The sequence below is a fragment of the Xanthomonas cucurbitae genome (assembly GCF_002939885.1).
GTDB lineage: Bacteria > Pseudomonadota > Gammaproteobacteria > Xanthomonadales > Xanthomonadaceae > Xanthomonas > Xanthomonas cucurbitae.
Window position 1 is genome coordinate 96473 of record NZ_MDED01000003.1, and the last position, 25412, is coordinate 121884.

Below are 25412 nucleotides of genomic sequence, written 5' to 3' on the forward strand. Positions count from 1 at the left end.
AAGTCAGGTTATCCGTTGGCCCTTGGCTTCCGAGACGATAGCCCTCTTGCGGCGTCCATGCCTTCCATCCGGTATTTTGGAAAGTTATGCTTGCGGCATATGTCTGGCCCACAACCATTGTCGTCGGCACTGAGCCGCCAATGTATTTGGAATCGTTCTCCTTTAGCTCTACCGGCGTGGGGCACTCATTGGCCGAACCGGCGGTCGATCCATCGGGGCATTTCCGCGCGGCCCATGTGGGCACGGCAATCATGCAGAGCACGATCAAGGCAGCGCTTATCCAGTATGCGGGCAACCTGCGAAGGGAGTGCGTAGGGCCTATTGAGCGCGCGCTCATCGTTGTCGATTTCTTTCGCTCGCTCATCGAGCACCTCGCTCGATCTTGATCGGCTTGCCGAAGACATCCCGGATGATGGACGTCCGGGCAGATTCGGGTAACTCTACAAAAACGGGGGCGTCGTAGACCGGCTGGTCAAATGCTTGGTAGCTGGTCCTCGTCTGCGCGCCACGGGGGTTCGTCACCAAGGTTTGGAGACTGGGGAGATATTGAGTGACGGTCGTCAGCAGCCCCTGCTCGCTATCCTGGGATACCGCCGTCGGCCTCCCCATCACATCAAACTCAGTCCACACGCCAGTGTTCGCAGCTTCGCTATTGCTGGGGTACGACGCAAAGACGGCTCTTCCCTCATGGTCGTAAACGAAGCGTTTGACTCGAAGTGTTCCCGCCACGTTTGCCGCATCGTACTCCCGAATCAGTAGCGGCTGCCAAAGCGCATCAAAGTAGGTAATTTTCTGTGCATTTCCAGTGGTCACGGTCTGGCGCCAATGGCCGGCAGCAATACCATATTCGTCACCGCCTACCCTTTCAAACGCCTGTGCCGTCGAGTTCCAAGCGGTACTGTCACCCGATGGGTAACTCGTGCCAGTTAGCCGCCCCATCGCGTCGTAGCCATAGGTGGTCGCAAATCCGTTCTCGTCGTTGGTTTGACGAATCCACCCGTTGTCGTCCACCGAGGCGGACTTGGCTGTGCCGTCGGGGTTTGCAACGGTCTGGGGGATGCCGCGCTTCCAGCCAGACAGGGTCGTTGCATTCCCGAGTCCATCCTTGACCTGGGCCAGGGTCCCATCGGGATTGTAGGTGTAGGTTGCGATCAGCTTCCCGTTGCGCCGTTGCGTCTGGGGCAACGCATTGCTGCCGTAGTCGACTTGGGAGGTGACGATGCCTGTGTTGACATTACGAGCAATGGCGGTCTGCCCCAAGACCCACGCACCGCGCTCGTCGTAGTACGTCGTATCGTCGGTGCGGCTATGCCAAGGGCTGAATCGCTCAACGCGGGTTGGCCTTGCGAACTCGTCGAAACACGGCTGACCATTGCAATCGGCGATGCGCCAAACGAACTGGTCGCCGTTATCGATCGTGATGACCTGACGCACGGGCCGCTGCCTCGCTGCCACAGTGTTGTCCCCGTAGTCACCAGCCGGATACATGGTCCGCGCCGCGTAAGGCGCCGCATCAAAGGCTGCGTAATCACTCACCTTGCTGCGTTTGGCCGTCGAACCGTTCCAGCCAAAGTCCTGCTGAAGTAACAGGCCTTCATTGGACCAATGGCGATTGCCGAATCGATAGCGGGTAGCTTGGCCCGCCGGGTCTTTGACTGTGATGTCTCGCGTGATGGGCGAGCCCGCGTTGCATTCGACATACTTGGATGGATCGCTTGGATTCGGATTTGTGCCCGGCTTCCAGCAATTGTTCGGGCTGCCGTAGTCGTAGGACCAAGTCAGCCCCTGCGCCGGCAAGCCGGGACCGGAGATGCGCCTGCTGGTCACAGCCATGACATAGAACTGATAGGGAATTTCTGAGTAGGCGTCCTGGATATTGCACATCCTGGGAACCCACGACCTCCCCATCAGCATGGAGTTGAGGGTGTAGTCACTGCGAGCGCCGGTAGGGGCAGTGATGCTGCCTACGACATTGCTGCGGGACCACGGGCGGATGTTGTCGCACCCTGGCGGCTGGCCGTAGGTCACGCGTGCACGGGACAAAGCAACCAGATCGAAGGTCCAGCCGCTGCCGTCAGGCAGCGTCACTGTATCCACAGTATCGCTGTAGCCATAAGACCAAGTTCTACCTCCGGTGCTCACGGAGGTGATGATGCTGCCATCCCCGCCGGCATACGATAGGTCGATGCGACGCCCATCGCTGGCGACAATGCTTAGAAGTTGCCACGGAGCCCCGGGATTCCAGTTGTAGACCACAGTGTTGCCAAAGCGATCGGTCACTCGCGTGGGATAGATCAAGACCTCTTTGCGAACCAGGATGTAGTTTTTGGCTACCATTGGAACGATGTTACCGATGCCGGCTGTTCTCATGCCCACTCCGCCAGCGGACGCCATGCCAACGGAATTGGCCTGCGGAGCAGGCGACGATTTGCTCAAGGGCGGATAGGAGCGCGACACCATATGGTTGAACGCGTACACGCTGCCTTGTGTGTCGACCAGTTCAAACCCTTCCCCGCGCGCACTCGTCTCGCTCGCTCCATCAAGCGAGGCCAGGCAACGCACTGCGGAGCCGTCCTTTAAGACGATGGGGTAGGTTCGACCGTCGCTTGGGCGGAGCGCTTGCGCCGATGCTTGCAGTAGCTCTTGATCGCCGCTTCCTGGCCGGTAGAGAAAGCTTCCCCGCCAGAATTCGGAAGGATCGAAAAAGCCGCCCTGGTTCTCGAACGCCGGAGGAACGCTGTAGCGACTGCATCGGTTGTAAGCCGTCTCCCTGGTCCCGTTGACTACCCAGCCATCCGGCGCGATGTTCCCACCAGGGAAGCCGAAAACCCCGTGCATGTAAGGAATATCCAGGTCCCAGAGCTTGAAGTGTCCCTTTGTGGGACTGCCGACGGAAAACCGACGACCAATGCGCACCTGCAAGGCATTGTTGCCCTTCAGGTCCACGTCGGTTTGAACGATCTCCATCGACCCGGTGTACAGGTTGATGTTTTCCCCAAACAGCTGGCCGCCGGGGCTCCTTACCACTGCGCCCGATTGGATCAACTTGCCATAGTCGTCGTAGACATCCTCGGCAATGCCTGCTGCAGGAAACAATCCTGCCAACGCAGCCAGCATCAATCCAATCGCGCGCAGCTGGCGCCGCTCTGTGCCCAGTTCCATAGCATTTTCCAGGTTAACGACTGCCCGAGATCCGGGTAAACCTCATCGCTTACACGAACTCGCGCGCATGCAGGGCCAAGGCATGAGAACGCATGCCCAGCCAAGCCACCGGCCGGTGTTCGTGTCCAAAGAATCCAGAGGGTGCGCGAAGCGCGACCGCGAGGTCATTCCCCAATCCCCCCACGCCGCCTAAGGTTGCGCGGCGCCAATTTGATGTCAACCGCCTACGATCGCTTGCCAGTGCATGAGGGAGCCGGGGCGCAGAACGGCAAGTGCTTGACGTTATGGGGAATAGCTCACGAAAGACGGTGCCGAGACCGGTTTTCCTACAAAGAATTCAGAAAATTCTGACGCTGTTTTCAGTAGTTATCTGACAACACTCGACAATGCTATTGACGTGCTTACGACACGCAGAACTCGCCACTTCCCCTGTTGCGCAGCTAGCGCATGTTATGAACCCTGAACCCGCCCGGCTATCGTAGGCGGGTGAGGCAGCCGCACCCCTATCCGGATGCCAGCAACGTTACCGAGCGAGGAGCGACGCGTGCCCTGCGGGCAACACCCAGCCATTTCAGGGGTCGTGGCCGGCTTTCCTGCGTAAAAGCCGAGCCAGGCAGGAGCCTCCGTATTGCCATTCAGGATTCGACAGGGCTTTCGCTCTTCGTCCGAAGGCCTCGGCCCGATGGCCGACCGCCCGCTGCAATCCTTGGCCCGCACCCTCGCGACCGATCGCTCAAGGATTTGTTGGCAGGTGCGCTTAAACTTGACCCGTGCCGCCTTGAGGTGGTTCGTTTGGTCGCAACATCCTGTGCCATCCCAGCCGCTCGTCCGTTTCATCGCAACAACGCCGCAACAAACTTCACCGTCCCTTGCCGTTACCGCCCCTGATTGACCGCCACATCCCGGAAGAACATTTCTTGCAAAGCACTGACACAAAAGAAAAAACCAAGAACACCGGTGGGGCTGTAGAGCACACCCCCCTCATGAAGCAGTTCTTCGCCGCCAAGTCGGACTACCCCGACCTGCTGCTGTTCTTCCGCATGGGCGATTTCTACGAGTTGTTCTACGACGATGCGCGCAAGGCGGCGCGCCTGCTGGACATCACCCTGACCCAGCGTGGCAGCTCGGGCGGGGCACCGATTCCGATGGCCGGCGTGCCGGTGCATGCCTACGAGGGCTATCTGGCGCGGTTGGTGGCCTTGGGCGAGTCGGTGGCCATTTGCGAGCAGATCGGTGACCCCGCGCTGGCCAAGGGCCTGGTCGAGCGCAAGGTGGTGCGCATCGTCACGCCCGGCACGGTGACCGACGAGGCGCTACTGGACGAACGCCGCGACACACTGCTGATGGCGATTGCGCGCAGCAAGCAGGGCTACGGCCTGGCCTGGGCGGATCTGGCCGGTGGCCGGTTCCTGGTCAACGAAGTGGACAGCGTCGATGCGCTGGAGGCGGAAATCGCGCGGCTGGAACCGGCCGAGCTGCTGGTGCCGGACGAAGACAACTGGCCGGAGTTCCTGCGTGGGCGCATCGGCGTGCGGCGGCGGCCGCCGTGGTTGTTCGATGCCGACAGCGGGCGGCGTCAGCTGTTGGCGTTCTTCAAGCTGCACGACCTGTCCGGCTTCGGCATCGACGACAAGCCCTGCGCCACCGCCGCTGCCGGCGCGCTGCTCGGCTATGTGGAAGAAACCCAGAAACAGCGCCTGCCGCATCTGACCGCGATCGCGATGGAAGTGGCCAGCGAGGCGATCGCGATGAACGCGGCCACGCGCCGGCATCTGGAGCTGGACACACGCGTAGATGGCGACACCCGCAACACCTTGCTCGGAGTGCTGGACAGCACCGTCACCCCGATGGGCGGGCGCCTGCTGCGGCGCTGGCTGCATCGGCCGCTGCGCCTGCGCGAGGTGCTGATGCAGCGGCACCATGCCGTCGCCATCCTGATCGCCTCTGCTGCCGATGCCGAGGTGCGCGAAGCCTTCCGCGCGCTTGGCGATCTGGAACGCATCCTCACCCGCGTGGCACTGCGTTCGGCCCGTCCACGCGACTTTTCCACCCTGCGCGATGGCCTGGCACTGCTGCCGACGCTGCGCAGCATCCTCGCGCCGCTGGATTCGCCGCGCCTGCAGGCCTTGTTCGCCGAACTTGGCGAACACGATGCCACCGCGCACCTGCTGGTCAGCGCGGTGGCCGAGCAGCCGCCGCTCAAGCTCAGCGACGGCGGCGTCATCGCTTCCGGCTACGACGCCGAGCTGGACGAGCTGCGCCGCCTGTCCACCAATGCCGACCAGTTCCTGATCGACCTGGAGCAACGCGAGCGCGAGGCCAGCGGCATCGGCACGCTCAAGGTCGGCTACAACCGCGTGCATGGTTACTACATCGAGATCAGCAAGGGCCAAGCCGACAAGGCGCCGCTGCACTACAGCCGCCGCCAGACCCTGACCAATGCCGAACGCTACATCACCGAAGAACTCAAGAGTTTCGAAGACAAGGTGCTGTCGGCACGCGAGCGGTCGCTGTCACGCGAAAAACTGCTGTACGAAGGTCTGCTGGATGCACTGGGCAGCGAGCTGGAAGGTTTGAAGCGCTGCGCAGGCGCACTGAGCGAACTGGACGTGCTGGCGGCCTTCGCCGAGCGCGCACAGGCGCTGGACTGGTCGCATCCGGAGCTGGACACCGCGCCGTGCCTGCGCATTGAGCGCGGCCGCCACCCGGTGGTCGAGGCGGTGCGCGAGCACCCCTTCGAACCCAACGACCTGGACCTGCACAGCGACCGCCGCATGTTGGTCATCACCGGCCCGAACATGGGCGGTAAATCGACCTATATGCGGCAGAACGCGTTGATCGTGCTGCTGGCGCACATCGGTAGCTTCGTGCCGGCCAGCCGCGCGGTGATCGGGCCGATCGACCGCATCCTCACCCGCATCGGTGCCGGCGACGACCTGGCACGCGGGCAATCCACCTTCATGGTGGAAATGGCCGAGACCAGCTACATCCTGCATCACGCCACGCCGCAATCGCTGGTGTTGATGGACGAGATCGGCCGCGGCACCTCCACCTACGACGGCCTGGCGCTGGCCGACGCGGTGGCACGCCATCTGGCGCAGAGCAATCGCTGCTACACCCTGTTTGCCACGCATTACTTCGAACTCACCGCGCTGGCCGACGAATCGCATGGCGGCGGCGGTAGCGGCATCGCCAACGTGCACCTGGACGCCGTCGAACATGGCGAACGCCTGGTATTCATGCATGCCGTGAAGGATGGCCCGGCCAATCGCAGCTTCGGCCTGCAGGTGGCGGCGTTGGCCGGCCTGCCGAGGGCGGCGGTGACGCAGGCGCGCCGCCGGCTGGCCGAGCTGGAGCAACGTGGCGGGGAAAGTCACAGTGTGCAGATGGCGCCCGCCGCGCTGGACGCACCGCAGCAGTTCGGGTTGTTCACCACGCCCTCCTCTGCCGCCCAGGAGGCGCTACACGCGCTGGACCCGGACGAACTCACCCCCAAGCAGGCGCTGGAAGCGCTGTACAGGCTGAAAGCGCTGCTCTGAGCGCACCGCCAGGACCACGCGCGGCCCTGGCGATTCCTGCCTGCGCCGGAGAGCGTGCCAAGCGTCTTCCTGCCGACGGCAGGGACGCGGTGAGGTGATGGTGCAACTTCGCATCCGCACGGCAAGACGAAGCAGCGGACAGCTGCTCATCGAAAGATATGTTATATCATTTCATATGCAATTTAATCCCCATGCTCAAGCCGCAGCACGCGTGCCGCACCGGTTGCGCCATGCCGCGCATTGCGCCCCATCCCCTGTCCTGCCTTTTGCGGGCGCGAGGACTCTGTCATGACTGCCGCCCAACTCCCCGTCACTGTGTTGACCGGCTTCCTCGGTGCCGGCAAGACCACCTTGTTGAACCGCATCCTCACCGAGTCGCATGGCTACCGCTACGCGGTCATCGTCAATGAGTTCGGCCAGACCGGGATCGACAACGACCTCGTGGTGGACGCCGACGAAGAAATCTTCGAGATGAACAACGGATGCATCTGCTGCACCGTGCGTGGTGATCTGATCCGTATCCTCGATGGACTGATGAAGCGCCGCGACATCGATGCGATCCTCATCGAAACCACCGGCCTTGCCGATCCTGCGCCGGTGGCACAGACCTTCTTCGTCGATCCGGACGTTGCGGCCAGGACCCGGCTGGATGCCATCGTCACCGTGGTCGATGCGGTGCACCTGCAGACCCACCTGGACGAGGCACACGAGGCGGCCGAGCAGATTGCCTTTGCCGATGTCGTCCTGCTCAACAAGATCGACCTGGTGCCGCCAGCGCAGCTCGACGGCCTGCGCTCGCGCATCCGCAGCATCAACCCCTATGCGCGCATCCATCACAGCACGCGTGGCGATGTGCCGTTGCAGGCGATCCTGGGGCTGCAGGCCTTCAGCCTGGAGCGCGTGCTGGAGATCGAACCGGACTTTCTCGACGCAGACCATGTACACGCGCATGACCAGGCCATCGGCTCGGTGTCGTTGCAATTACACACACCGCTGGACCCGGTGCGCTTCGAGCGCTGGTTCGGCCAGTTGCTGTCTACGCATGGCACCGACCTGCTGCGCTGCAAGGGCATCCTGGAGCTGGCCGGGCAATCGCGGCGCTATGTCGTGCAGGGCGTGCACATGCTCACCGATGGCAGCTTCCTGGACGCCTGGCCGGAAGGACAACCGCGGGTATCACGCATGGTCTTCATCGGCCGCCATCTCGAACGCATGCAGTTGCACGACGGCTTCCATGCCTGCGCGGCATGAACGCAGCGCCACTGCCAGCGTTGCCGTTCAAACCGCGCAAGGCGCGTTCCGGGCTCACCCTGCATCTGGATGCGGTGCCGGTTGCCGTGGTCGCATGCGCCGCGCAGCTGGTCACGGCATGGGGCGATGGCGGCCTGCGCTATTTCGCCCGGCAGCAGACACCGGACTGCCTGCAGGTCCACGCGGGCGCCATCCTGAGCCTGGCCGCCGATGCCGGCGGCGGCGTGTTGAGCGGTGGCGACGATGGCGTGTTCGCCCTGGTCGAAGCACGCTGCATCCAGGTGCTGGCGCGGTTTCCGGGCCGGTGGGTGGAGCATGTGGCAGGCGCTGTCGATGGCAGCCGCGCCTGCGCGGTCGGTCGGCAGGTGCATCTGTGGGAGGCCGATGGCCGCCAGCATGTGCTGGAGCATCCATCCAGTGTCGGCGGCATCGCCTTCGACCCGGCGGGCGGGCGGCTGGCCGCCTCGCATTACGGCGGCGTCACCGTCTGGACCCGCGCGGATGGCCACTGGCGTGCCAGCCCGCAGGCCTGCCGCGGCAGCCACCTGGCGGTGACCTGGTCGCCGGATGGTCGTTTCGTGCTCAGCAGCATGCAGGAAGGCGCCGTGCATGGCTGGCGCGTGGCCGACCCGATGCAGCTGCATATCGGTGGCTACGCGAGCAAGATCCGGCAATGGGGCTGGGTGGGAGCGGCGCCCTGGCTGGTCAGCGGCGGGGCCAGCGCCGCGATCCTGTGGCCATTCGACACTGACGAGGGCCCCATGCAGCGCGCTGCGTTGCAGCTGTTCGACGATGACGCGCAGACCCTGGTCACCGCCATCGGCACGTTGGCCGATCCGCCACGCGTTCTGGCCGGCAGGCACGATGGCAGCGTGCTGCTCGGCGACCCGGGCGACCCGCTGCGGTGGTACAGCCTGCCATCTGCCGGCCGTGCACCGGTCGTGCTGCTTGCCGTCTTGCCCGCACCGCACTGGCTGCTGGTCGCCCACGCCGACGGCGACGTGCTGTGGATGCCCTTGCAGCTGCCATGACGCCGTCATTCCCCGCCGCCACAGCGGCCACGTTGCATTCCCTCAAGCACCCGTTCGCATGACATCTTTCTCGTTTCGTTCCCGCACCCCGCACCTCGCTGCCTGCACGCGCTGGCACCTGCTGACGCTGTTGTCAGCGCTGACGCTGCCGCCAGGCGCAGTAGCGCAGGACACCGGCCGCACGCTGCAAACCCTGGACGAAATCGATGTGCATGGCACCGCATCCGCCACGGACGTGGTGCAGCCCACCGCCAGCCGGCTGGCGCTGTCGCCGGCGCAGACACCCGCCTCGCTGGACAGCATCGATGCGCACGCCATGCAGACGCGCGGGCTGCAGAGCGTGGAGTCTGCCGTCACCCGCTTGCCGGGTGTCACCAGCGGCGGCTCGCCCGGCAATCTGTCCAGCCTGTCGATGCGCGGCTTCACCGGCGACCAGATCACCTGGCTGCACAACGGCCTGTACCTGGGCCCGTCCAGCATGACCGCCCGTCCCCAGAACAGCTTCAATCTGCAGGCAGTGGAGGTGCTCAAGGGGCCGGCTTCAGTGCTGTACGGGCAAGGCGCCATCGGCGGCGTGGTCAATGTCATCGACAAGCAACCACGCTTTGGCCCTGACAGCGTCGATCTGCTGGCAGAAGTCTCGCGATTCGGTGGCCGTGCGCTGGGCATCGGCGGTGGCGGCCAGCTCGGCGACGCTCTGGCCTACCGCGCCGACATCAGCCGCCTATCGTCCGACGGCTTCGTGCACGCCGCCGGCTCGCAGGTGTTCAACGGCAGTGCGGCGATGCTCTGGCGGCCCAGCGACTCCCTGAGCCTGCAGCTGGCGATCGACTACGCCAACGATCATCCCAGTACCTATTTCGGAACCCCGCTGCTGCCGGCCGATGCAGCGCGCGCCCCGCTACGCGGAGTGCTGCGCAGCGCCGATGGCAGCGTGGTGGATGCCACCCAGCGCAACACCAACTACAACGTCGTCGACGCGCAGATTTCCGCACGTCACAGCTGGCCGCAGGCAACCCTGGTGTGGTCGCCAAGCACGCACATCACCGTGCGCAGCCTGTGGTTCGCCTTCGATGCTTCGCGGCGCTGGATCAATGCCGAAAGCTACGCCTACGACCCGGCAAGCCGGCAACTGGACCGCGACCGGTTCTTCGTCTTCCATCAGCAGCACCTGTGGGGCACTCAAACCAGCGTGCGTTTCGACCAGCCACTGGGGCGGCTATCCAACCAGTTGGTGATCGGGCTGGACTACAACCGCCTGCACTTCGTGCGCGAGCGCGGCTTCCCGGACGGCGACAGCGTCGATCCGGCAGTGCCCGGGCCGAGCGGTGTGTTCGGCACGTTGCAACCGCGGCGCAGCCCGACGCAGTGGAGCAACACCGCCGTGTTCCTGGAAGACGCGTTGGACCTGGACCCCCAGCTCAAGCTGGTGCTGGGCGGGCGCTGGGAAATGCTGCAGCTGGAACGTCGCAACTTCGACGCCGCCGGCCAGTTCCAGCCGGCCAGCAGTTTCAGCCGCAGCTATCGGCCGAACAACCTGCGGGTCGGCCTGGTGTATGCGCTGAGCCCGTCGGTGACGCCGTATGTGTCCTATACCACCGGCAGCGACCTTCCCGGCTCGAACATCCTGCTGGTCAATGCCGCGGAGGATTTCGGCATGAGCCGCGCGCGCCAGTACGAAGCGGGCATCAAGGCCGCACGCAGCGACCAGCGCGCCAGTGCCACCCTGGCGTTGTACGACATCCGCCGCGAGAACATCCTCACCCTGACTGGCCAGGACATGGTCAGCAATGTCGGGGCGCAAACCGCGCGTGGCATCGAACTGTCGCTATCGGCGCAGCCCACTGCGCAGTGGGCCGTGGAGGCCAATCTGGCCTATACCGACGCGCGCTATCACGACTTCATCGACCCGGCCAGCGGCCTGGATGTTTCGGGCAATCGTCCCGCCAACGTCCCACGCACGGTCTTCAATCTCGGCTCCCACCTGGACGACATCGCCGGCCTGCCGCTGGAACTGGGGCTGGACCTGCATGGCGTGGGCGCACGCGCAGGCAACCTGGCCAACAGCTTGCAGCTGGAGCGCTACCTGCTCACCGGCGTGTATGCCAACTATCGCCTGAACTCCTCGCTCACGCTGGGCGTGCGTGCCGACAACCTGTTCAACACCGCTTACGTGCAGTGGGCCGATGTGTCCTATCCCCGGCAGGTTCTGCTGGGCCAGCCACGTAGCTACGCGCTGACCCTGCGTGCAGCGTTCTAGCCGCTGGCTGTGGGCGCAACTGGCCACGCTGCACCGCTGGTTGGGAACGCTGCTATGCCTGTGCTTCCTGGTGTGGTTCAGCAGCGGCCTGGTGATGCTGTTCGTCCCGTTTCCCAGCCTCACCGATGCGGCGCGCCGCGCGCAGAGCGAACCGCTGGCGCTGGCCGGCGTCCGGGTGGCGCCAGCGGCCGCGCTGCTGCGTAGCGGCGGTGGCAGCGCCCTGCGCCTGCTGTCGGTCGATGGCGTGCCGCGCTATGTGGTCACCCAAGGCGAACGGCTGACCAGCGTCGACGCCGGCAGTGGTGCGGTGCTCGGCCTGCTCAGCCCTGCGCAGGCACGCGCGGTGGCTGAAGGTTTCGGCCGGCGGCCGGTGCGCACGTTGAGCGGGCCGTTGCAGGTCGATCAGTGGACGGTGCACCAGCGCCTGGATCCATGGCGACCGTTCTATCGCGCCGCGCTCGACGACGCCGATGGCACCACGCTGTATGTCTCGGCGCGCACCGGCGAAGTGATGCAACGCACGCGCGCCGCCGAGCGGTACTGGAACTGGCTGGGGTCCATTCCGCATTGGCTGTACTTCAGCGCGCTGCGTCGCGATTTCGCGCTGTGGGATCGTACCGTCTGGTGGCTGGCGTTGAGCGCCCTGGCCGCCGCGCTGGCCGGCACCGCCCTAGGCATCCATCGCAGTCTGCAGGCACGGCGCCGCCCGGTGCCGGACTGGTCGCCCTACCGCAACCTGCTGCGCTGGCATCATGGCCTGGGACTGGTCGCTGCGGCGATCGTCCTGGCGTGGATCTTCAGTGGCTGGCTGTCGATGGACCATGGCCGCCTGTTCTCGCGCGGCCAGCCCTCACCGCAGGCGTTGCAGCGCTACGCGGGAGGCGACCTGGGGACGGCATTGGCCGCCGTCGCACCGGCGACGCTGCAGCGGCTGGACGGATCCAGCGAGATCTGTTTCCAGCTGGTCGGCGGACAGGTGTGGGCAAGCGGGTACGGCCGGGCCGCCGCCAGCACGATCGACCTTCAGGGCGCCGATCGCACACCGCACCGCTTGACCCGCGCCGAACGCGCGGCGGCCATCGCCCGGGCCGCCGCGCGCGCCTGGGCCGTGGCCGACACCACCACCCTGCCGTCCGACGCACTCTACCGGCAAGCCGACGCCGTCGCAGACGATGCGCTGCGCCTGACCCTGAAAGCCCCCACCGGAGCGCAGCTGTATTTCGATGCCGTCTCCGGCCAACCCCTGCTGCTGCTGGACAGCAGTCGCCAGGCCTACGCCTGGCTGTATTTCGCCGTGCACACCACCCGCCTGCCGGGAACCGCGCAACGTCCGCGCCTGCATCTGGCCATCCAGCTGACGCTGTTGGGATTGGGATGGTGCCTGAGCCTGAGCGGCCTGCTGCTGGGAATACGCTTTCTGCGCAGGCGCGTCGGGCAGCGCGCGCCTGCGCGCCCGGCTAGACCCCTTCCGAGCACCGCGACGAATGGTGGCCGGTAATCAGCCACTGGCCGTCGATCTCTTCGAAGGTGAACAGAAAGCGCGCATGCACCGGTTCGCTGACACCGTCGCGCTCGAACACGAAGGTGTAGAGACCACCGATCACCACCGTGCCCAACTTGGCGCTCACCCGCTTCTTCTGCACGGTGACACCGCAGCTCAGCCCATCGGCAGCCAGAAACGAGGCGAAGTAGGCCCGGCGATCCGCATCGCGCCCACGGATGTCGTCGGACAAGGTCGGCACCAGGATGGCGTCCGGCGCGTACAGCGCCAGCACCGCCTCGATATCCCGCCGCCCGACCGTCTCGGTCCAGTGCAGCAGCATCTTGTCTGCCGCGGCCAGGCAATAGGCGGCCGTGCGCACGGCGGGAACGGGGCGGTGGTCGGCGAGGATGGCATTGGCGGTCATGGCAGGCTCCTGGAGGAAAAGCGGGGCGGATCAGCCCACAGATAAAATGTTACTTTATAACAAATCAAGCCTAGATGACGTAGCCGGCCGCGCCGCCGCGTCCTGTCACGGGCAGCCGGGCCTGGCGCTGTCATCGCGCTGGGTGGCAAGTTGTTCGGCAGGCGTCGAACATTCCGCCCAACTGGCGTCAGCATCGGCGCGCCGTCCATAGCGGCACACTATCGATACGTTTGAATAATTCGAATTCAATAAACGATCAGCGCTATTTATGGTGTAACCCTACTCCTTGCCGCGCCCGCTCGATGCCGCTTCGTTTCCGCCGTGCTCCGCTCGCCACCGTGTATCGGGCACCCCAGCCAGCCGTTAGCATCGGCATGCCCGATGCCACTGCGGACGCGGGAGCCACGCCCCCTGCCGATGACCCTGCCCTGAGCTGCGCATGACCCGCCACAATGATCCGCCAGCACGTGCCGAGAGCTCGGTACGCTGCTCCCCAAGTGCCTACGCACACAGGTAAATGCCATGACAACCGAAGCAAAGTGCCCGTTCAATCACGCCGTCGTCGGTACCGCGACGACCAATCGCGACTGGTGGCCGAACCAGCTGCGCGTGGATCTGCTGAGCCAGCATTCGAACAAGTCCAACCCGCTGGGCGAGACCTTCAACTACGCCGAGGCGTTCAAGCGCATCGACCTGCAGGCGCTCAAGCAGGAACTGCGCGCGTTGATGACCGACTCGCAGGACTGGTGGCCAGCCGACTTCGGCCACTACGGCCCGCTGTTCGTCCGCATGGCCTGGCATAGCGCCGGCACCTACCGCATCGGCGACGGGCGTGGCGGCGGTGGCCGTGGGCAGCAGCGTTTCGCGCCGCTCAACAGCTGGCCGGACAACGTCAGCCTGGACAAGGCGCGCCGCTTGTTGTGGCCGATCAAGCAGAAGTACGGCCAGGCGATCTCCTGGTCCGACCTGATGATTCTCACCGGCAACGTCGCGCTCGAATCGATGGGCTTCAAGACCTTCGGCTTCGCTGGCGGCCGTGAAGACACCTGGGAGCCGGACCAGGACCTGTACTGGGGCCGGGAAACCAAATGGCTGGGCGGCGACGACCGCTATGCGCGCGGTTCGCCCGGCGTGGACGAAGCGCACGGCGTGCTGGTCAAGGACGACGACAGCGAAGTGCCGCACACCCGCGACCTGGAGAACCCGCTGGCCGCCGTGCAGATGGGCCTGATCTACGTCAACCCGGAAGGTCCGGACGGCAAGCCGGACCCGGTCGCCGCCGCGCACGACATCCGCGACACGTTCGCGCGCATGGCCATGAACGACGAAGAGACCGTGGCGCTGATCGCCGGCGGCCACACCTTCGGCAAGACCCACGGCGCTGGCCCGGCCGATAACGTCGGCGCCGAGCCCGAAGCCGGCGAGCTGGAAAGCCAGGGCCTGGGCTGGCACAACCGCTACGGCAGCGGCAAGGGTGCCGACACCATCACCAGCGGCCTGGAAGTCACCTGGACCACCACGCCCGCGCAGTGGAGCAACGACTTCTTCGACCACCTGTTCACGTTCGAGTGGGAACTGAGCAAGAGCCCGGCCGGCGCACATCAATGGGTGGCCAAGAACGCCGACGCCATCATTCCCGATGCGCACGACGCGGCGAAGAAGCATCGCCCCACCATGCTGACCACCGACCTGGCGCTGCGCTTCGACCCGGCGTATGAAGCCATCTCGCGCCGCTTCCATCAGCATCCGGACCAGTTTGCCGATGCCTTCGCGCGCGCCTGGTTCAAGCTCACCCACCGCGACATGGGTCCGCGTTCGCGCTACCTGGGTCCAGAGGTACCGACCGAGGAACTGCTGTGGCAGGACCCGGTGCCGGCCGTCGATCACGCCCTGGTCGATGCACAGGATGCCGCCGCGCTGAAACAGACCATCCTGGCCTCGGGCCTTACCGTTGCGCAGCTGGTCTCAACCGCCTGGGCCTCGGCGTCCACCTTCCGTGGCTCGGACAAGCGCGGTGGCGCCAACGGTGCACGCCTGCGCCTGGCGCCGCAGAAGGATTGGCAGGTCAACCAGCCCGAGCAGCTGGCCAAGGTGCTGGCCACGCTGGAACGCATCCAGGCCGACTTCAATGCCGCGCAATCGGGTGGAAAGAAGATCTCGCTGGCCGACCTGATCGTGCTGGCCGGTAACGCGGCGGTGGAACACGCCTCACAGGCAGCGGGCCAGCAGGTGACCGTGCCGTTCGCACCCGGCCGCACCGATGCGTCGCAGGAACAGACCGATGTCGAATCGTTCGCGGTGCTGGAACCGGTGGCCGATGGCTTGCGCAACTTCGCCAAGCGCCGCTACGCAGTGCCTGCAGAAGCATTGCTGATCGACAAGGCGCAGTTGCTGACCCTGACCGCACCGGAACTGACCGTGCTGGTCGGCGGCCTGCGCGTGCTGGGGGCCAACGCCGATGGCTCCACGCATGGCGTGTTCACCAGCCGCCCCGGCGTGTTGAGCAACGACTTCTTCGCCAACCTGCTCGACATGCGGACCGAGTGGAAGGCCACCTCCGAGGCGAAGGAGCTGTACGAAGGCCGCGACCGCAGCACCGGCGAACAGCGCTGGACCGGCACCCGGGTGGACCTGGTGTTTGGCTCCAACTCCATCCTGCGCGCGGTGGCCGAGGTCTATGCCAGCAGCGATGCACAGGAAAAGTTCGTGCACGATTTCGTCGCTGCCTGGACCAAGGTGATGCAGCTGGACCGTTTCGATCTGGCGTAAGCCGCCGGATCGTTCGATCCGACTCGAGCAACCGCTGACGCCATCGACAAACGCCCCGGACAACCGGGGCGTTTGCGTGTGTTCGCCCTACCAGCTCGCCGCTACAGCGCGTCGATATCGCCTAGTGCATGGATCAACCGGCGAGCGCGCTTGTCGGGCTTGCCTTCCGGTGCCCGGTAACCGGTACGCTCGGCGGCGCGCTGTAGCCGCCATTGCGCGCGCGCCTCACGCGACGGCTCGCCCTCCACGTACAGCGCCTGGGCCACCGGTGCCGGACCGCGCACCTCGCTGAGCGCCGCCACCGTGATCTGGAAGATTTCGCCGCCACGGTCGATGCGCAGCTGCTCGCCGCAGCGCAGGCCACGCGAGGGCTTGGGCCGCTGGCCACCCACGTCCACCTTGCCGGTGTCCACCGCATGCTTGGCCAGGCTGCGCGTCTTGAAGAAGCGCGCGGCCCACAACCACACATCCAGTCTGACCGTCGTGCCCTGTTCCAACTCCGGATTCATGCGCCTTGCTGTCTTGATCTGCCTGGTAACCGATGTTTGGGCAGCCACCGGGAACTCAAGCTGGGCAGCCAGGGCTGCAATGCTGGTTGAATGCCAGGTCGATGATTTGCACGCCCCCATCCGCCCTACGGGCACCTTCCCCCGCAGGCGGGGGAAGGGAGTGGTTGTCCACTTGCAGGAGCGCGCCAGCCCCAGCCCTTCTCCCGCCTGCGGGAGAAGGTGGCGCGCAGCGCCGGATGAGGGGACGCGTCCCTGCTCTACAGCGCATGCGAGCGCGAAAGCGCAACGCCGATGGCACCGCATCGGATCTCACACGGCGATGCTAGTGTGCACAGCTCCTGCTGCGACGATACCCAGCGATGCCCACTTCCGCCGTCCTGACCGAAGGCCCGATCGGCAAGAGGCTGTTGCTGTTCGCGATGCCCATCCTGGCAGGCAACATCGCCCAATCGCTCAATGGCTCGATCAATGCGATCTGGGTCGGCCGTTACCTCGGCGAAGCAGCGCTCACCGCCGCAGCCAACGCCAACAGCATCCTGTTTTTCCTGGTCGGTTCGGTGTTCGGCATCGGCATGGCCTCCACCATCCTGATCGGCCAGGCCATGGGCGCGCGCGACATCGCCCAGGCGCGCAAGGTCATGGGCACCAGCGCCAGCTTCTTCGGTGGGCTCTCGGTCGTGATCGCCCTCCTTGGCTGGTATCTGTCGCCGCAGCTGCTCGCCGCGATGGGCACGCCAGCCGCCTCGCAGGCGCTGGCCGAAGACTATCTGCGGGTGATCTTCCTGGCGATGCCCACGCTGTATCTGTTCGCGTTCCTGTCGGCGGCCCTGCGCGGCACCGGCGATGCACGTACACCGTTCCGCTTCCTGTTGCTGTCGGTGGTACTGGATATCGTCTTCAACCCGTTGCTGCTGTTCGGCATCGGTCCATTTCCGGCGCTGGGTATCGCCGGTGCGGCCTGGGCCACGCTGATCGCGCAGGTGGCCGCGCTGGCCGGGCTGCTGGTGTCTCTGCGCCGGAAGCGCCACATCCTGTGGCTGGGACGGCGCGACCTGCACCTGTTCCGCATCGACACCGCGATTCTGCGCGCGCTCATCGTCAAGGGCGTGCCGATGGGATTGCAGATGGTACTGATCTCGCTGGCGATGATCGCCATGCTGACGCTGGTCAACGGCTTTGGCACCGACACCGCCGCAGCCTACGGCGCGGCCTTGCAGCTGTGGACCTATGTCCAGATGCCGGCGATGGCGCTGGGCGCGGCCTGCTCGACAATGGCCGCGCAGAACGTAGGCGCCGGCCTGTGGGCGCGCGTGGATGCCACCGCGCGCACCGGTATCGCCGCCAATTTCCTGATGACCGGCCTGCTGATCGCGCCGCTGATCCTGTTCGACCGCTGGACCCTGGCGCTGTTCCTGCCCGGCGACAGTCCCGCATTGGAGATAGCGCGCCATCTCAACCACATCTCCATCTGGTCGTTCCTGCTGTTCGGCGTGACCTTCGTGATTTCCGGCGTCGTCCGCGCCACCGGCGCGGTGATCCCGCCACTGCTGATCCTGGCCTTCGCGCTCTGGGGCGTGCGTATCCCGTTGGCGAACCTGCTACTGCCGGAGCTGGGCGCCGATGCGGTGTGGTGGAGCTTCCCGATCAGTTCCGCCTGTTCGATGTTGCTGTCGCTGGCGTATTACCGTTGGGGCGGTTGGCGCAGGGTGCGCATGCTGGCAACGCCACCGGCCCCGGAAGAAGTGGCCGTGCCAGCCGAAGTCTCCACGCACCCGGCCAATCTGGTGGCCGATCCAGCCCCGGTGCCCCCTGCACCCCGGCAACCAACGCGCTGACCTGCGAAGACGCGCCGCGTGGCGGATGCCGCCACCCAGCGCATCCACCGGCGTCACTGGGCCGTCGGATCAACAGCAGACCACCGAGCGGGCTGGCGCAACATCGCTCAGGCAGTCAGTGACCGGCCACCGTCGGCGCAACGCATCTTCCGCAAACGCAAACGGCCGCCCGGAGGCGGCCGTCTGGCAGCGGCAGGTCGAAGGACCTGCCAGCGGTGTGGCTTACTCGGCCTTGGCAGCTGCCTGGCGAGCGGCCTTGGCCTGTGCAGCAGCGGCCAGATCTTCCTTGATGCGGGCAGCCTTGCCTTCCAGCCCACGCAGGTAGTACAGCTTGCCGGCGCGGACCTTGCCGCGGCGCTTGACTTCGACCGAGTCAATGATGGCGCTATGGGTCTGGAACACGCGCTCGACGCCGAAGCCGTGCGAGATCTTGCGCACGGTGAAAGCGGAGTTCAGGCCGGCATTCTTGGTGCCGATCACCACGCCCTCATAGGCCTGCACGCGCTCGCGGTTGCCTTCCTTCACCTTGACGTTCACCACGACGGTGTCGCCCTGGTTGAATTCCGGCAGCTTGCGCTGGATCTGGGCGGCTTCGAAGTCAGCCAGGATGGTCTTGTTGAGTTTGCTCATGGTGGGCACCGCGTGTCTGGTGATATTGGACCGGCAGTCGCCGCACGGCGATTGCTCGAGGTTCGTAGGAGGGCCAGACGCAAGGCTGGCCAGCAAGCCGCATATTGTACCCCAATCAAATCTTCAAGGGCTAGGGGTGCGCCCTTATTTCTCGTCGCCTGGGTCGAGTTCGCGGCGAAACTCTTCCAGCAACCGGCGATCGTGCTTGTCCAACCCGGCCTCGTCCAGCAGGTCCGGGCGACGCAGCCAGGTCCGGCCCAGCGACTGCTGCCGACGCCAGCGCGCAATGGCGCCGTGATTGCCCGACCGCAGCACCTCCGGCACATCGCCCCATGCGTGGGTGGAGGGATGGCTGTAGTGCGGGCAGTCCAGCAGGCCTTGCGGCCCTTCGAAACTGTCCTGCGCGGCCGATTCGGCGTCGTTCAACACACCGTCCTGCAACCGCGTCACCACATCCACCAGGACCGCCGCACCGAGCTCGCCACCGGACAGCACGTAGTCGCCGATGGAGATTTCCCTATCCACCGCCTGGTCGAGGAAGCGCTCGTCCACGCCCTCGTAGCGGCCGCACAACAGCACCATGCGCGGCAACTGCGCCAGCTCGCGGGCGAGCGACTGCGTGAGCGGCCGCCCTTGCGGGCTGAGGTAGATCACCGGTGCCGGCCGCGGGTCGGCGGCCTGCGCCGCTTCCAGGCAGGCCCGCAACGGCTCGATCAACATCACCATGCCGGGCCCGCCACCGAACGGACGATCGTCCACCCGGCGGTAGTTGCCCTGTGCATGATCGCGCGGATTCCAGCCCTGCAATTCCAGCAATCCACGCTCCTGCGCCCGCCCGACCACGCCGAACGCCGCGCACTGCGCGATGAACTCGGGGAACAGGCTGATGACGTCGATGCGCACTGGCAGAGATTCGGGAATCGGGAATGGGTAAGGCAAGAGCGAAGCGGATGGCTTCGATCAGAAATCCGGGTCCCAGTCGACCACGATCAGGTTGGCCTCGAAATCCACCGACTTGACGAAGTCCGGCAACACGAACGGAATCATCCGCTCACGATCGCCGCGCACCACCACCACCACGTCGTTGGAACCGGTGGAAAACAGGTGCGACACCGTGCCCAGCTCGACGCCCTCGACGGTCTGCACCTGCAAGCCTTCCAGGTCCACCCAGTAATACTCATCGGGCTTGGGCGGCGGCAACGCACTGCGGGGAACAAAGATCTCGGTCCCGTGCATGGCTTCGACGGTGTCGCGGTCGGTAATATCGGGGAACACCGCAATCAGGTTCTTGCCCTGATCGCGTCCACGTACTCCACTGAGCACCGATTCCTGGCCGGAGGGCGAGCGCACGATCCACGGCTGGTACCGGAAGATCGCCGTGCGCGGCTCGGTCCAGGATTCGAGCTTGAGCTCGCCCTTGACACCAAAAGCGCCGACTATCCTGCCTAACAGGATGCGGCGCTCGATCGGCTTCATCTGTGTCGACTCTGGGCCAGGCAGTCATGCCCGGCCCTCAGGATCAGGCCGCAGCGGCCTGGGACTTGGCTTCGCGATACAGGTTGCGCACCTTGTCGGTGAGCTGTGCACCGTTGCCGACCCAATGGTCGACACGGGCAGTATCGAGCACGATGCGCGGTTCGGCGCCCTGTGCCACCGGGTTGTAGTAACCCAGACGCTCGATGTTGCGGCCGTCGCGCGCGCTGCGCACGTCGGTCACGATGATGTGGTAGAACGGACGCTTCTTGGCGCCGCCGCGGGTCAGTCGAATCTTGACCATGGTGTCGTTTTCCTCAAGTTGCCCAGTCGCCAGTGTGGCGCGGTAAGCCGGCGATTATAGCCGGCCGCGCCAGCGAAGCCAAGCCACCCCACCCAACTGGGCCAGATCGCTCAGATCGCTTGCCAGGCATGGGTTTGCAGGGCCCGCTCCAGCAGCGGCAACTGCGCGGCATGCGGCACCCAGCGTGCCGACCCCAGCGCCACGATGGCCTGCTGGCCGCGTGCATTGCAGGCGAATGCGCCATCGAAGCGGCCCAGCTCGGCCAGCTCCACCGGCCGGCTCACCTGGGCGATGCCCAAGGTTTTCAGGCCGGACTGCAGCAATTGTTGTCGCGTGCCTAGCAGCGCCGGACCCTGCGGCCACACCACCCCGCCGCGCTCCCACAGCCCCAGATTCCAGAACGCCCCCTCCAGCAGCCTGCCCTGCCGATCCTGCAGCACCACATCGTCGTGGTCCGCCTGCATGGCCAGGCGGCGCAGGTGCAGCAACGGAAACGTGCCGACATGCTTGAGTTCCGGCCGTTCGCGCACGTAATCGGTCACTTGCACGCGCAGCCCGGTCTCGGGCATGTCGGCCGGCGGCGACAGGGCGACCAGCACCTCCAGTGCAACCTCGCGCAAGGGGTTGCGGAAATCGTAGTCGGGCGCGAACACGGTAACGCGCAGGCTGGCATCGGCCATGGCCGATGCTGCCAGCGCGGCACGCAGTTGCGACCGCAGCTGCCGCGGTTCCAGCGCCTGGCCGAACAGCGCGCGACTGCCCTCCTGCAGGCGCTGCAAATGCAGATCCAGCCCCAGCGTGGCACCGTTGCGCACCTGCAGCGTGGTGAAGTGGCCGTAGTTGACCAGCGCTGCGGCGCCAAGTTGCTGCGCGCTGGCCGGCACGCCGTTGCAGAAGATCAGCGACATAACAGTGCCTGCGCCTGCTCCCACCACTGCGTGACCAGTTCGCCAGCCGGTTGCGCGGGCGCCATCCAGGCCGACTGCCCGGCCCAGGCCTGCATTGCGTCCAGGCGATTGTCGCGGGTGGCGGCCTGACGCATCGGTGCAGTCAGCGCGCGCTGCACCGGGTACGGTGCCGGCGGCGGTGCATCCGCAGCGATGGCGGCCTGCACGTAAGGCGTTGCCAGCGCGCGGCCGAGTCGTCCGGAAAATGCGCGGGTGGGCTGGGTCTGCTCAGGTTCGGACGCGGCCAGCGCGTCGGCCCAGGCGCCGGGCAGTGCCGCCTCGGGCGTGCGCAGCAGGCCGGTGCCGATCTGCACGGCGCTGGCCCCCAGCAGCAGCGCCGCCGCAATCCCGCGTGCGTCGGCGATCCCGCCTGCGGCGATCACCGGGATGTCCAGCTGATCGACCAGGCGCGGCACCAGCGCAAACAAGCCGGTCATCTGCCGCTCGGCCTGACCGGCATCGAACGCACCGCGATGGCCGCCGGCCTCCGCGCCCTGCGCAACCACCGCATCGGCGCCAGCGCCCTGTGCCACACGCGCCTCCTGCAGGGTCGTGGCGCAGGCGAACCAGGCGATGCCGGCCGCCTTCAACCGCGCCACCTGATCGGGACGAAACACCCCCATGATCGAAGACGCCACCGCTGGGCGCGCAGCGAGCAAGGCCTCGAACTGCGCATCGACGTCGGCTGGCACAGCGTCGCCAGCCGACTCGGGGACTGGCGGCCCCCATTGCGCGAGAAACGCGCGCACCCGCGCTTCCGCGTCCGCATCGCGCGCGGGCACCGGATCAGGAATCCAGAGATTGATCTGTGCAGGGCCCTTGCTTGCCGCACGGAAGGCCGCCATCCACGTCGAGATGTCCTGTGGCTGCGACAACACCGCGCCCATCGCGCCCATGCCACCGGCAGCGGCAACCGCCGCCGACAGCGGCACCGGGCAGGCGCCGGCCATGGGACTGAGCAGGATCGGCAGGCGTAGCCCGAAGCGCTGCTGAAAGGCATCCGCGTTCGAAGATCTGCTCATCAACACCATCGACAGCCATGGGATGGCGCATGGTACCTGCGATATTCGATGGCGATGCAGACGCGGGTGGCCAACGGATGTTGCCAGACGCGCCGTAGCGCAGAGGTCGGCGCGTCGGGAGCGACAGCGATGGCCGCCCCTACATTTCCGAGAACGGCGTACATCTCACGCAACTCTCGACTGCGACGGCAGCCGGTCCGGGTGTCGCAATCAAGCGCGTCGGCAGGGGGATGCATGCAGGCCAAGCACGCCTGCGACATTGCGCACCGCGCGCAGGGGTGAGGCGATCTCAGCGGAACGGCATGCCGCCGCGGCCACCCATGGCGCCCATCATGCCCTTCATGTTTCGCATCAGGCCCTTCATGCCGCCGCCGGCCAGCTTGCCCATCATCTTCTCCATCTGCTGGTACTGCTTCATCAGCTTGTTGACGTCGGCCGGCTGCATGCCGGAACCGCGTGCGATGCGGGCGCGGCGCGAGCCGTTGAGCAACGCCGGGTTGCGGCGCTCCTTCTTGGTCATCGAATTGATGATGGCGATCATGCGCGGCACTTCCTTGCCGGTGACCTGCTGCTTGACGTTGTCCGGGATCTGGCCCATACCCGGCAGCTTGTCCATCAGCCCATGGATGCCGCCCATGTTCTGCATCTGCTCGAGCTGCTCTTTCATGTCGTTGAGGTCGAACTTCTTGCCCTTGGCGACCTTGGCGGCGAGCTTGGCGGCCTTTTCCTGATCGACGCTGTGTTCGACCTGCTCCACCAGCGACAGCACGTCGCCCATGTCCAGGATACGGCTGGCGACGCGGTCCGGGTGGAACACGTCCAGGCCGTCGGTCTTCTCGCCGGTACCGACGAACTTGATCGGCTTGCCTGTGATGTAGCGCACGCTCAACGCGGCACCGCCGCGAGCATCGCCGTCAGTCTTGGTCAGCACCACGCCGGTGAGCGGCAGCGCCTCACCGAAGGCCTTGGCGGTATTGGCCGCGTCCTGGCCGGTCATGGCATCGACCACGAACAGGGTTTCGGTGGGGTTGACCGCAGCGTGCAGCGCCTTAATCTCCTCCATCATCGCCGCATCGATCGCCAGTCGGCCGGCGGTATCGACCAGCAGCACGTCGACGAAGGACTTGCGCGCATCGCTGATGGCCGCGCGCACGATGTCCACCGGCTTTTGCGAGGCGTCGGAGGCGAAGAACAGCACACCGACCTGGTCGGCCAGGGTCTTGAGCTGCTCGATCGCGGCCGGGCGGTAGACGTCGGCCGAGACCACCATGACCTTTTTCTTGCGCTTTTCCTTCAGGTGCTTGGCGAGCTTGCCCACCGTGGTGGTCTTGCCCGCGCCCTGCAGGCCGGCCATCAGCACGATGGCCGGTGCCGGCACATTGAGATTGAGGTCGGCAGCGGCCGCGCCCATCACCGCCGTCAGCTCGTCGCGCACCACCTTGATGAGCGCCTGGCCGGGTGTCAGCGACTTGAGCACTTCCTGGCCAACTGCGCGCACCTTGATGCGCTCGATCAGCGCCTGCACCACCGGCAGCGCGACGTCGGCTTCGAGCAGCGCGATACGCACTTCGCGGGTCGCTTCGCGGATGTTCTCCTCGGTCAGGCGGCCGCGGCCGCGCAGGCGCTCCATGGTGCCGGAGAGACGTTGGGTAAGGGACTCGAACATGCGCAAGGGACCGCGAAGGGGAAACGGGCAGCGATTATAGCGGCACCGGCCAACACCCCGCCCCAAGCGACCGGCTGCGCGCCAAGCGACACCGACCCGCCGGAGGAGCCCCCCCCTCTGCCAGCCCCCCGCGCCCCGCGGCCGCCAGCTTTTCCCGATTCCCGATTCCCGATTCCCGATTCCCGATTCCCGATTCCCGATTCCCGATTCCCGATTCCCGATTCCCGATTCCCGATTCCCGATTCCCGATTCCCAGCCCCCAGTATGCGAAACTTCCACGATGACAATCGTTCTCATCGCGTTCGCCCTGTACCTGCTGGCTGCGGCCCTGCTCACCCGTGCGGTGCTGCGTGATGGCAACCAGGCGCCCGCGCGCTGGCTGGCGCCGGCGCTGGCGGCAGTGGCGCTGCATGCCGGCTACCACGCGTTGGTGGCCTTGCGCACCGCCGGCGGACCGGACATGCACTTCTTCGCGGCACTGTCGCTGACCGGGCTGGGCATGGCCGGGCTGACCGCGGTGTTCGGCGGGCGCGGCAGGACTGCGGCGGTGGGCGTGGTGGTGTTCCCGCTGTCGGCGATCCTGCTGGCCTGTTATCACGCCTACGGCCACGAGCCCAGCGCGGACCTGGGCTGGCGGCTGGAGCTGCACGCCTGGATGGCCTTGCTGGCCTATGCCACGTTGGGCATCGCCGCGCTGCTGGCGATCATGTTGTGGCTGCAGGAGCGTGCGCTGCGGCGGCGCGACTTCCACACCTGGCTGCGTGCGCTGCCACCGCTGACCGAGCTGGAGACGCTGCTGTTCCGCACGATCACGGTCGGCTTCGTGCTGCTGAGCCTGACCCTGCTGACCGGCCTGCTGTTCGTGCAGGACTTCCTCGCGCAGCGCCTGCTGCACAAGACCGTGCTCAGCATCCTGTCGTGGGTCGTCTTCGGCGCACTGCTGATCGGCCGCTGGCGTAACGGCTGGCGCGGCACCAAGGCGGTGCACTGGACGCTGACCGCAATGGCGCTGCTGGTGCTGTCGTTCTTCGGCAGCAAGTTCGTGATCGAGCTGGTGCTGGGCCCGCGCTGATTGCGATGACGTCGGGTGACCGGCCGTCACCGAGG

General features: G+C 65.9%; 19 protein-coding genes. 9 read left to right on the forward strand and 10 right to left on the reverse strand.

The window, feature by feature from the left end:
- The first annotated feature begins 140 nt into the window (after positions 1-140).
- The gene (locus tag XcuCFBP2542_RS19525) at positions 141-386 is read left to right on the forward strand and encodes a hypothetical protein (protein WP_158251428.1); all 246 of its coding nucleotides are present in this window, start codon (positions 141-143) and stop codon (positions 384-386) included.
- Here XcuCFBP2542_RS19525 and XcuCFBP2542_RS02795 read toward each other — a convergent pair.
- Positions 361-3174: an RHS repeat protein gene (locus tag XcuCFBP2542_RS02795; RefSeq protein ID WP_104602105.1), complete on the reverse strand. Its 2814-nt coding sequence runs from the start codon at positions 3172-3174 to the stop codon at positions 361-363. The two genes, XcuCFBP2542_RS19525 and XcuCFBP2542_RS02795, sit on opposite strands and share 26 nt — an antisense overlap.
- A gap of 971 nt (positions 3175-4145) precedes the next feature.
- On the opposite strand from XcuCFBP2542_RS02795, the gene mutS reads away from it, so the two are divergent.
- From mutS to XcuCFBP2542_RS02820, 5 genes are all read left to right on the forward strand, one after another.
- Entirely contained in the window at positions 4146-6701 is a 2556-nt protein-coding gene (mutS, locus tag XcuCFBP2542_RS02800) for a DNA mismatch repair protein MutS (RefSeq protein ID WP_425477975.1), read from the forward strand.
- 288 nt (positions 6702-6989) lie between these two features.
- Entirely contained in the window at positions 6990-7952 is a 963-nt protein-coding gene (locus XcuCFBP2542_RS02805) for a CobW family GTP-binding protein (protein ID WP_104602106.1), read from the forward strand.
- A complete protein-coding gene (locus tag XcuCFBP2542_RS02810) occupies positions 7949-8983 on the forward strand; it encodes a WD40 repeat domain-containing protein (protein ID WP_104602107.1) in 1035 nt (344 codons plus the stop codon). The genes XcuCFBP2542_RS02805 and XcuCFBP2542_RS02810 overlap by 4 nt, the downstream gene beginning before the upstream one ends.
- 58 nt (positions 8984-9041) lie before the next feature.
- A complete protein-coding gene (locus XcuCFBP2542_RS02815; protein ID WP_104602108.1) occupies positions 9042-11243 on the forward strand; it encodes a TonB-dependent receptor in 2202 nt (733 codons plus the stop codon).
- On the forward strand, positions 11230-12741 hold the full coding sequence (locus XcuCFBP2542_RS02820) for a cytochrome b family protein (RefSeq protein WP_249027598.1): 1512 nt from the start codon (positions 11230-11232) through the stop codon (positions 12739-12741). Before XcuCFBP2542_RS02815 ends, XcuCFBP2542_RS02820 begins: the two co-directional genes overlap by 14 nt.
- Here the strand turns inward: XcuCFBP2542_RS02820 and XcuCFBP2542_RS02825 are convergent.
- Complete coding sequence (locus tag XcuCFBP2542_RS02825) at positions 12701-13150, reverse strand: DUF4440 domain-containing protein (RefSeq protein ID WP_104602109.1); 450 nt, start codon at positions 13148-13150, stop codon at positions 12701-12703. The two genes, XcuCFBP2542_RS02820 and XcuCFBP2542_RS02825, sit on opposite strands and share 41 nt — an antisense overlap.
- A 522-nt stretch (positions 13151-13672) precedes the next feature.
- Between XcuCFBP2542_RS02825 and katG the strand changes: the two genes are divergently transcribed.
- The gene (gene katG / locus XcuCFBP2542_RS02830) at positions 13673-15919 is read left to right on the forward strand and encodes a catalase/peroxidase HPI (protein ID WP_104602110.1); all 2247 of its coding nucleotides are present in this window, start codon (positions 13673-13675) and stop codon (positions 15917-15919) included.
- A gap of 101 nt (positions 15920-16020) precedes the next feature.
- Here the strand turns inward: katG and XcuCFBP2542_RS02835 are convergent, their stop codons facing one another.
- Positions 16021-16428 carry an RNA-binding S4 domain-containing protein gene (locus XcuCFBP2542_RS02835; RefSeq protein WP_104602111.1) on the reverse strand — a complete coding sequence of 136 codons (408 nt, stop codon included), beginning with the start codon at positions 16426-16428 and terminating at the stop codon, positions 16021-16023.
- Between the two features lie 359 nt (positions 16429-16787).
- Here XcuCFBP2542_RS02835 and XcuCFBP2542_RS02840 point away from each other — a divergent pair, with 359 nt between their 5' ends.
- The gene (locus XcuCFBP2542_RS02840) at positions 16788-18263 is read left to right on the forward strand and encodes an MATE family efflux transporter (protein ID WP_104602112.1); all 1476 of its coding nucleotides are present in this window, start codon (positions 16788-16790) and stop codon (positions 18261-18263) included.
- A 222-nt stretch (positions 18264-18485) separates the two neighbouring features.
- Here XcuCFBP2542_RS02840 and rplS read toward each other — a convergent pair whose 3' ends face one another.
- The 7 genes from rplS to ffh all read right to left on the reverse strand — a co-directional run bounded on the left by rplS (position 18486) and on the right by ffh (position 24305).
- The gene (rplS, locus tag XcuCFBP2542_RS02845) at positions 18486-18893 is read right to left on the reverse strand and encodes a 50S ribosomal protein L19 (protein ID WP_005989873.1); all 408 of its coding nucleotides are present in this window, start codon (positions 18891-18893) and stop codon (positions 18486-18488) included.
- Between the two features lie 144 nt (positions 18894-19037).
- Complete coding sequence (gene trmD, locus XcuCFBP2542_RS02850) at positions 19038-19796, reverse strand: tRNA (guanosine(37)-N1)-methyltransferase TrmD (protein ID WP_104602113.1); 759 nt, start codon at positions 19794-19796, stop codon at positions 19038-19040.
- Positions 19797-19853: 57 nt separating this feature from the next.
- Positions 19854-20369, reverse strand: coding sequence for a ribosome maturation factor RimM (gene rimM / locus XcuCFBP2542_RS02855; RefSeq protein WP_104602114.1), 516 nt, complete (start codon positions 20367-20369; stop codon positions 19854-19856).
- A 43-nt stretch (positions 20370-20412) separates the two neighbouring features.
- Positions 20413-20670, reverse strand: a complete 258-nt coding sequence (gene rpsP, locus XcuCFBP2542_RS02860; protein ID WP_104602115.1) for a 30S ribosomal protein S16 — start codon at positions 20668-20670, stop codon at positions 20413-20415.
- Between the two features lie 110 nt (positions 20671-20780).
- The gene (locus XcuCFBP2542_RS02865; protein ID WP_104602116.1) at positions 20781-21578 is read right to left on the reverse strand and encodes an aminotransferase class IV family protein; all 798 of its coding nucleotides are present in this window, start codon (positions 21576-21578) and stop codon (positions 20781-20783) included.
- Entirely contained in the window at positions 21569-22639 is a 1071-nt protein-coding gene (locus tag XcuCFBP2542_RS02870) for an NAD(P)H-dependent flavin oxidoreductase (RefSeq protein WP_104602218.1), read from the reverse strand. Before XcuCFBP2542_RS02870 ends, XcuCFBP2542_RS02865 begins: the two co-directional genes overlap by 10 nt.
- Before the next feature lie 289 nt (positions 22640-22928).
- The gene (gene ffh, locus XcuCFBP2542_RS02875) at positions 22929-24305 is read right to left on the reverse strand and encodes a signal recognition particle protein (protein WP_104602117.1); all 1377 of its coding nucleotides are present in this window, start codon (positions 24303-24305) and stop codon (positions 22929-22931) included.
- A gap of 280 nt (positions 24306-24585) precedes the next feature.
- Between ffh and XcuCFBP2542_RS02880 the strand changes: the two genes are divergently transcribed.
- Positions 24586-25377, forward strand: a complete 792-nt coding sequence (locus tag XcuCFBP2542_RS02880) for a cytochrome C assembly family protein (protein WP_104602118.1) — start codon at positions 24586-24588, stop codon at positions 25375-25377.
- Positions 25378-25412: the final 35 nt, after the last annotated feature.

Excerpts from the sequence above, each read along its gene's own strand:
- XcuCFBP2542_RS02865 (WP_104602116.1), bottom strand. The coding sequence starts at position 21,578 with ATGTCGCTGATCTTCTGCAACGGCGTGCCGGCCAGCGCGCAGCAACTT.
- XcuCFBP2542_RS02815 (WP_104602108.1), top strand. The coding sequence starts at position 9,042 with ATGACATCTTTCTCGTTTCGTTCCCGCACCCCGCACCTCGCTGCCTGC.
- rpsP (WP_104602115.1), bottom strand. The coding sequence starts at position 20,670 with ATGGTCAAGATTCGACTGACCCGCGGCGGCGCCAAGAAGCGTCCGTTC.
- ffh (WP_104602117.1), bottom strand. The coding sequence starts at position 24,305 with ATGTTCGAGTCCCTTACCCAACGTCTCTCCGGCACCATGGAGCGCCTG.
- mutS (WP_425477975.1), top strand. The coding sequence starts at position 4,146 with ATGAAGCAGTTCTTCGCCGCCAAGTCGGACTACCCCGACCTGCTGCTG.
- rimM (WP_104602114.1), bottom strand. The coding sequence starts at position 20,369 with ATGAAGCCGATCGAGCGCCGCATCCTGTTAGGCAGGATAGTCGGCGCT.
- katG (WP_104602110.1), top strand. The coding sequence starts at position 13,673 with ATGACAACCGAAGCAAAGTGCCCGTTCAATCACGCCGTCGTCGGTACC.
- rplS (WP_005989873.1), bottom strand. The coding sequence starts at position 18,893 with ATGAGCAAACTCAACAAGACCATCCTGGCTGACTTCGAAGCCGCCCAG.
- XcuCFBP2542_RS02825 (WP_104602109.1), bottom strand. The coding sequence starts at position 13,150 with ATGACCGCCAATGCCATCCTCGCCGACCACCGCCCCGTTCCCGCCGTG.
- XcuCFBP2542_RS02880 (WP_104602118.1), top strand. The coding sequence starts at position 24,586 with ATGACAATCGTTCTCATCGCGTTCGCCCTGTACCTGCTGGCTGCGGCC.
- XcuCFBP2542_RS02870 (WP_104602218.1), bottom strand. The coding sequence starts at position 22,639 with ATGAGCAGATCTTCGAACGCGGATGCCTTTCAGCAGCGCTTCGGGCTA.
- XcuCFBP2542_RS02810 (WP_104602107.1), top strand. The coding sequence starts at position 7,949 with ATGAACGCAGCGCCACTGCCAGCGTTGCCGTTCAAACCGCGCAAGGCG.
- XcuCFBP2542_RS02805 (WP_104602106.1), top strand. The coding sequence starts at position 6,990 with ATGACTGCCGCCCAACTCCCCGTCACTGTGTTGACCGGCTTCCTCGGT.
- XcuCFBP2542_RS02840 (WP_104602112.1), top strand. The coding sequence starts at position 16,788 with ATGCCCACTTCCGCCGTCCTGACCGAAGGCCCGATCGGCAAGAGGCTG.
- XcuCFBP2542_RS02835 (WP_104602111.1), bottom strand. The coding sequence starts at position 16,428 with ATGAATCCGGAGTTGGAACAGGGCACGACGGTCAGACTGGATGTGTGG.
- XcuCFBP2542_RS19525 (WP_158251428.1), top strand. The coding sequence starts at position 141 with ATGTATTTGGAATCGTTCTCCTTTAGCTCTACCGGCGTGGGGCACTCA.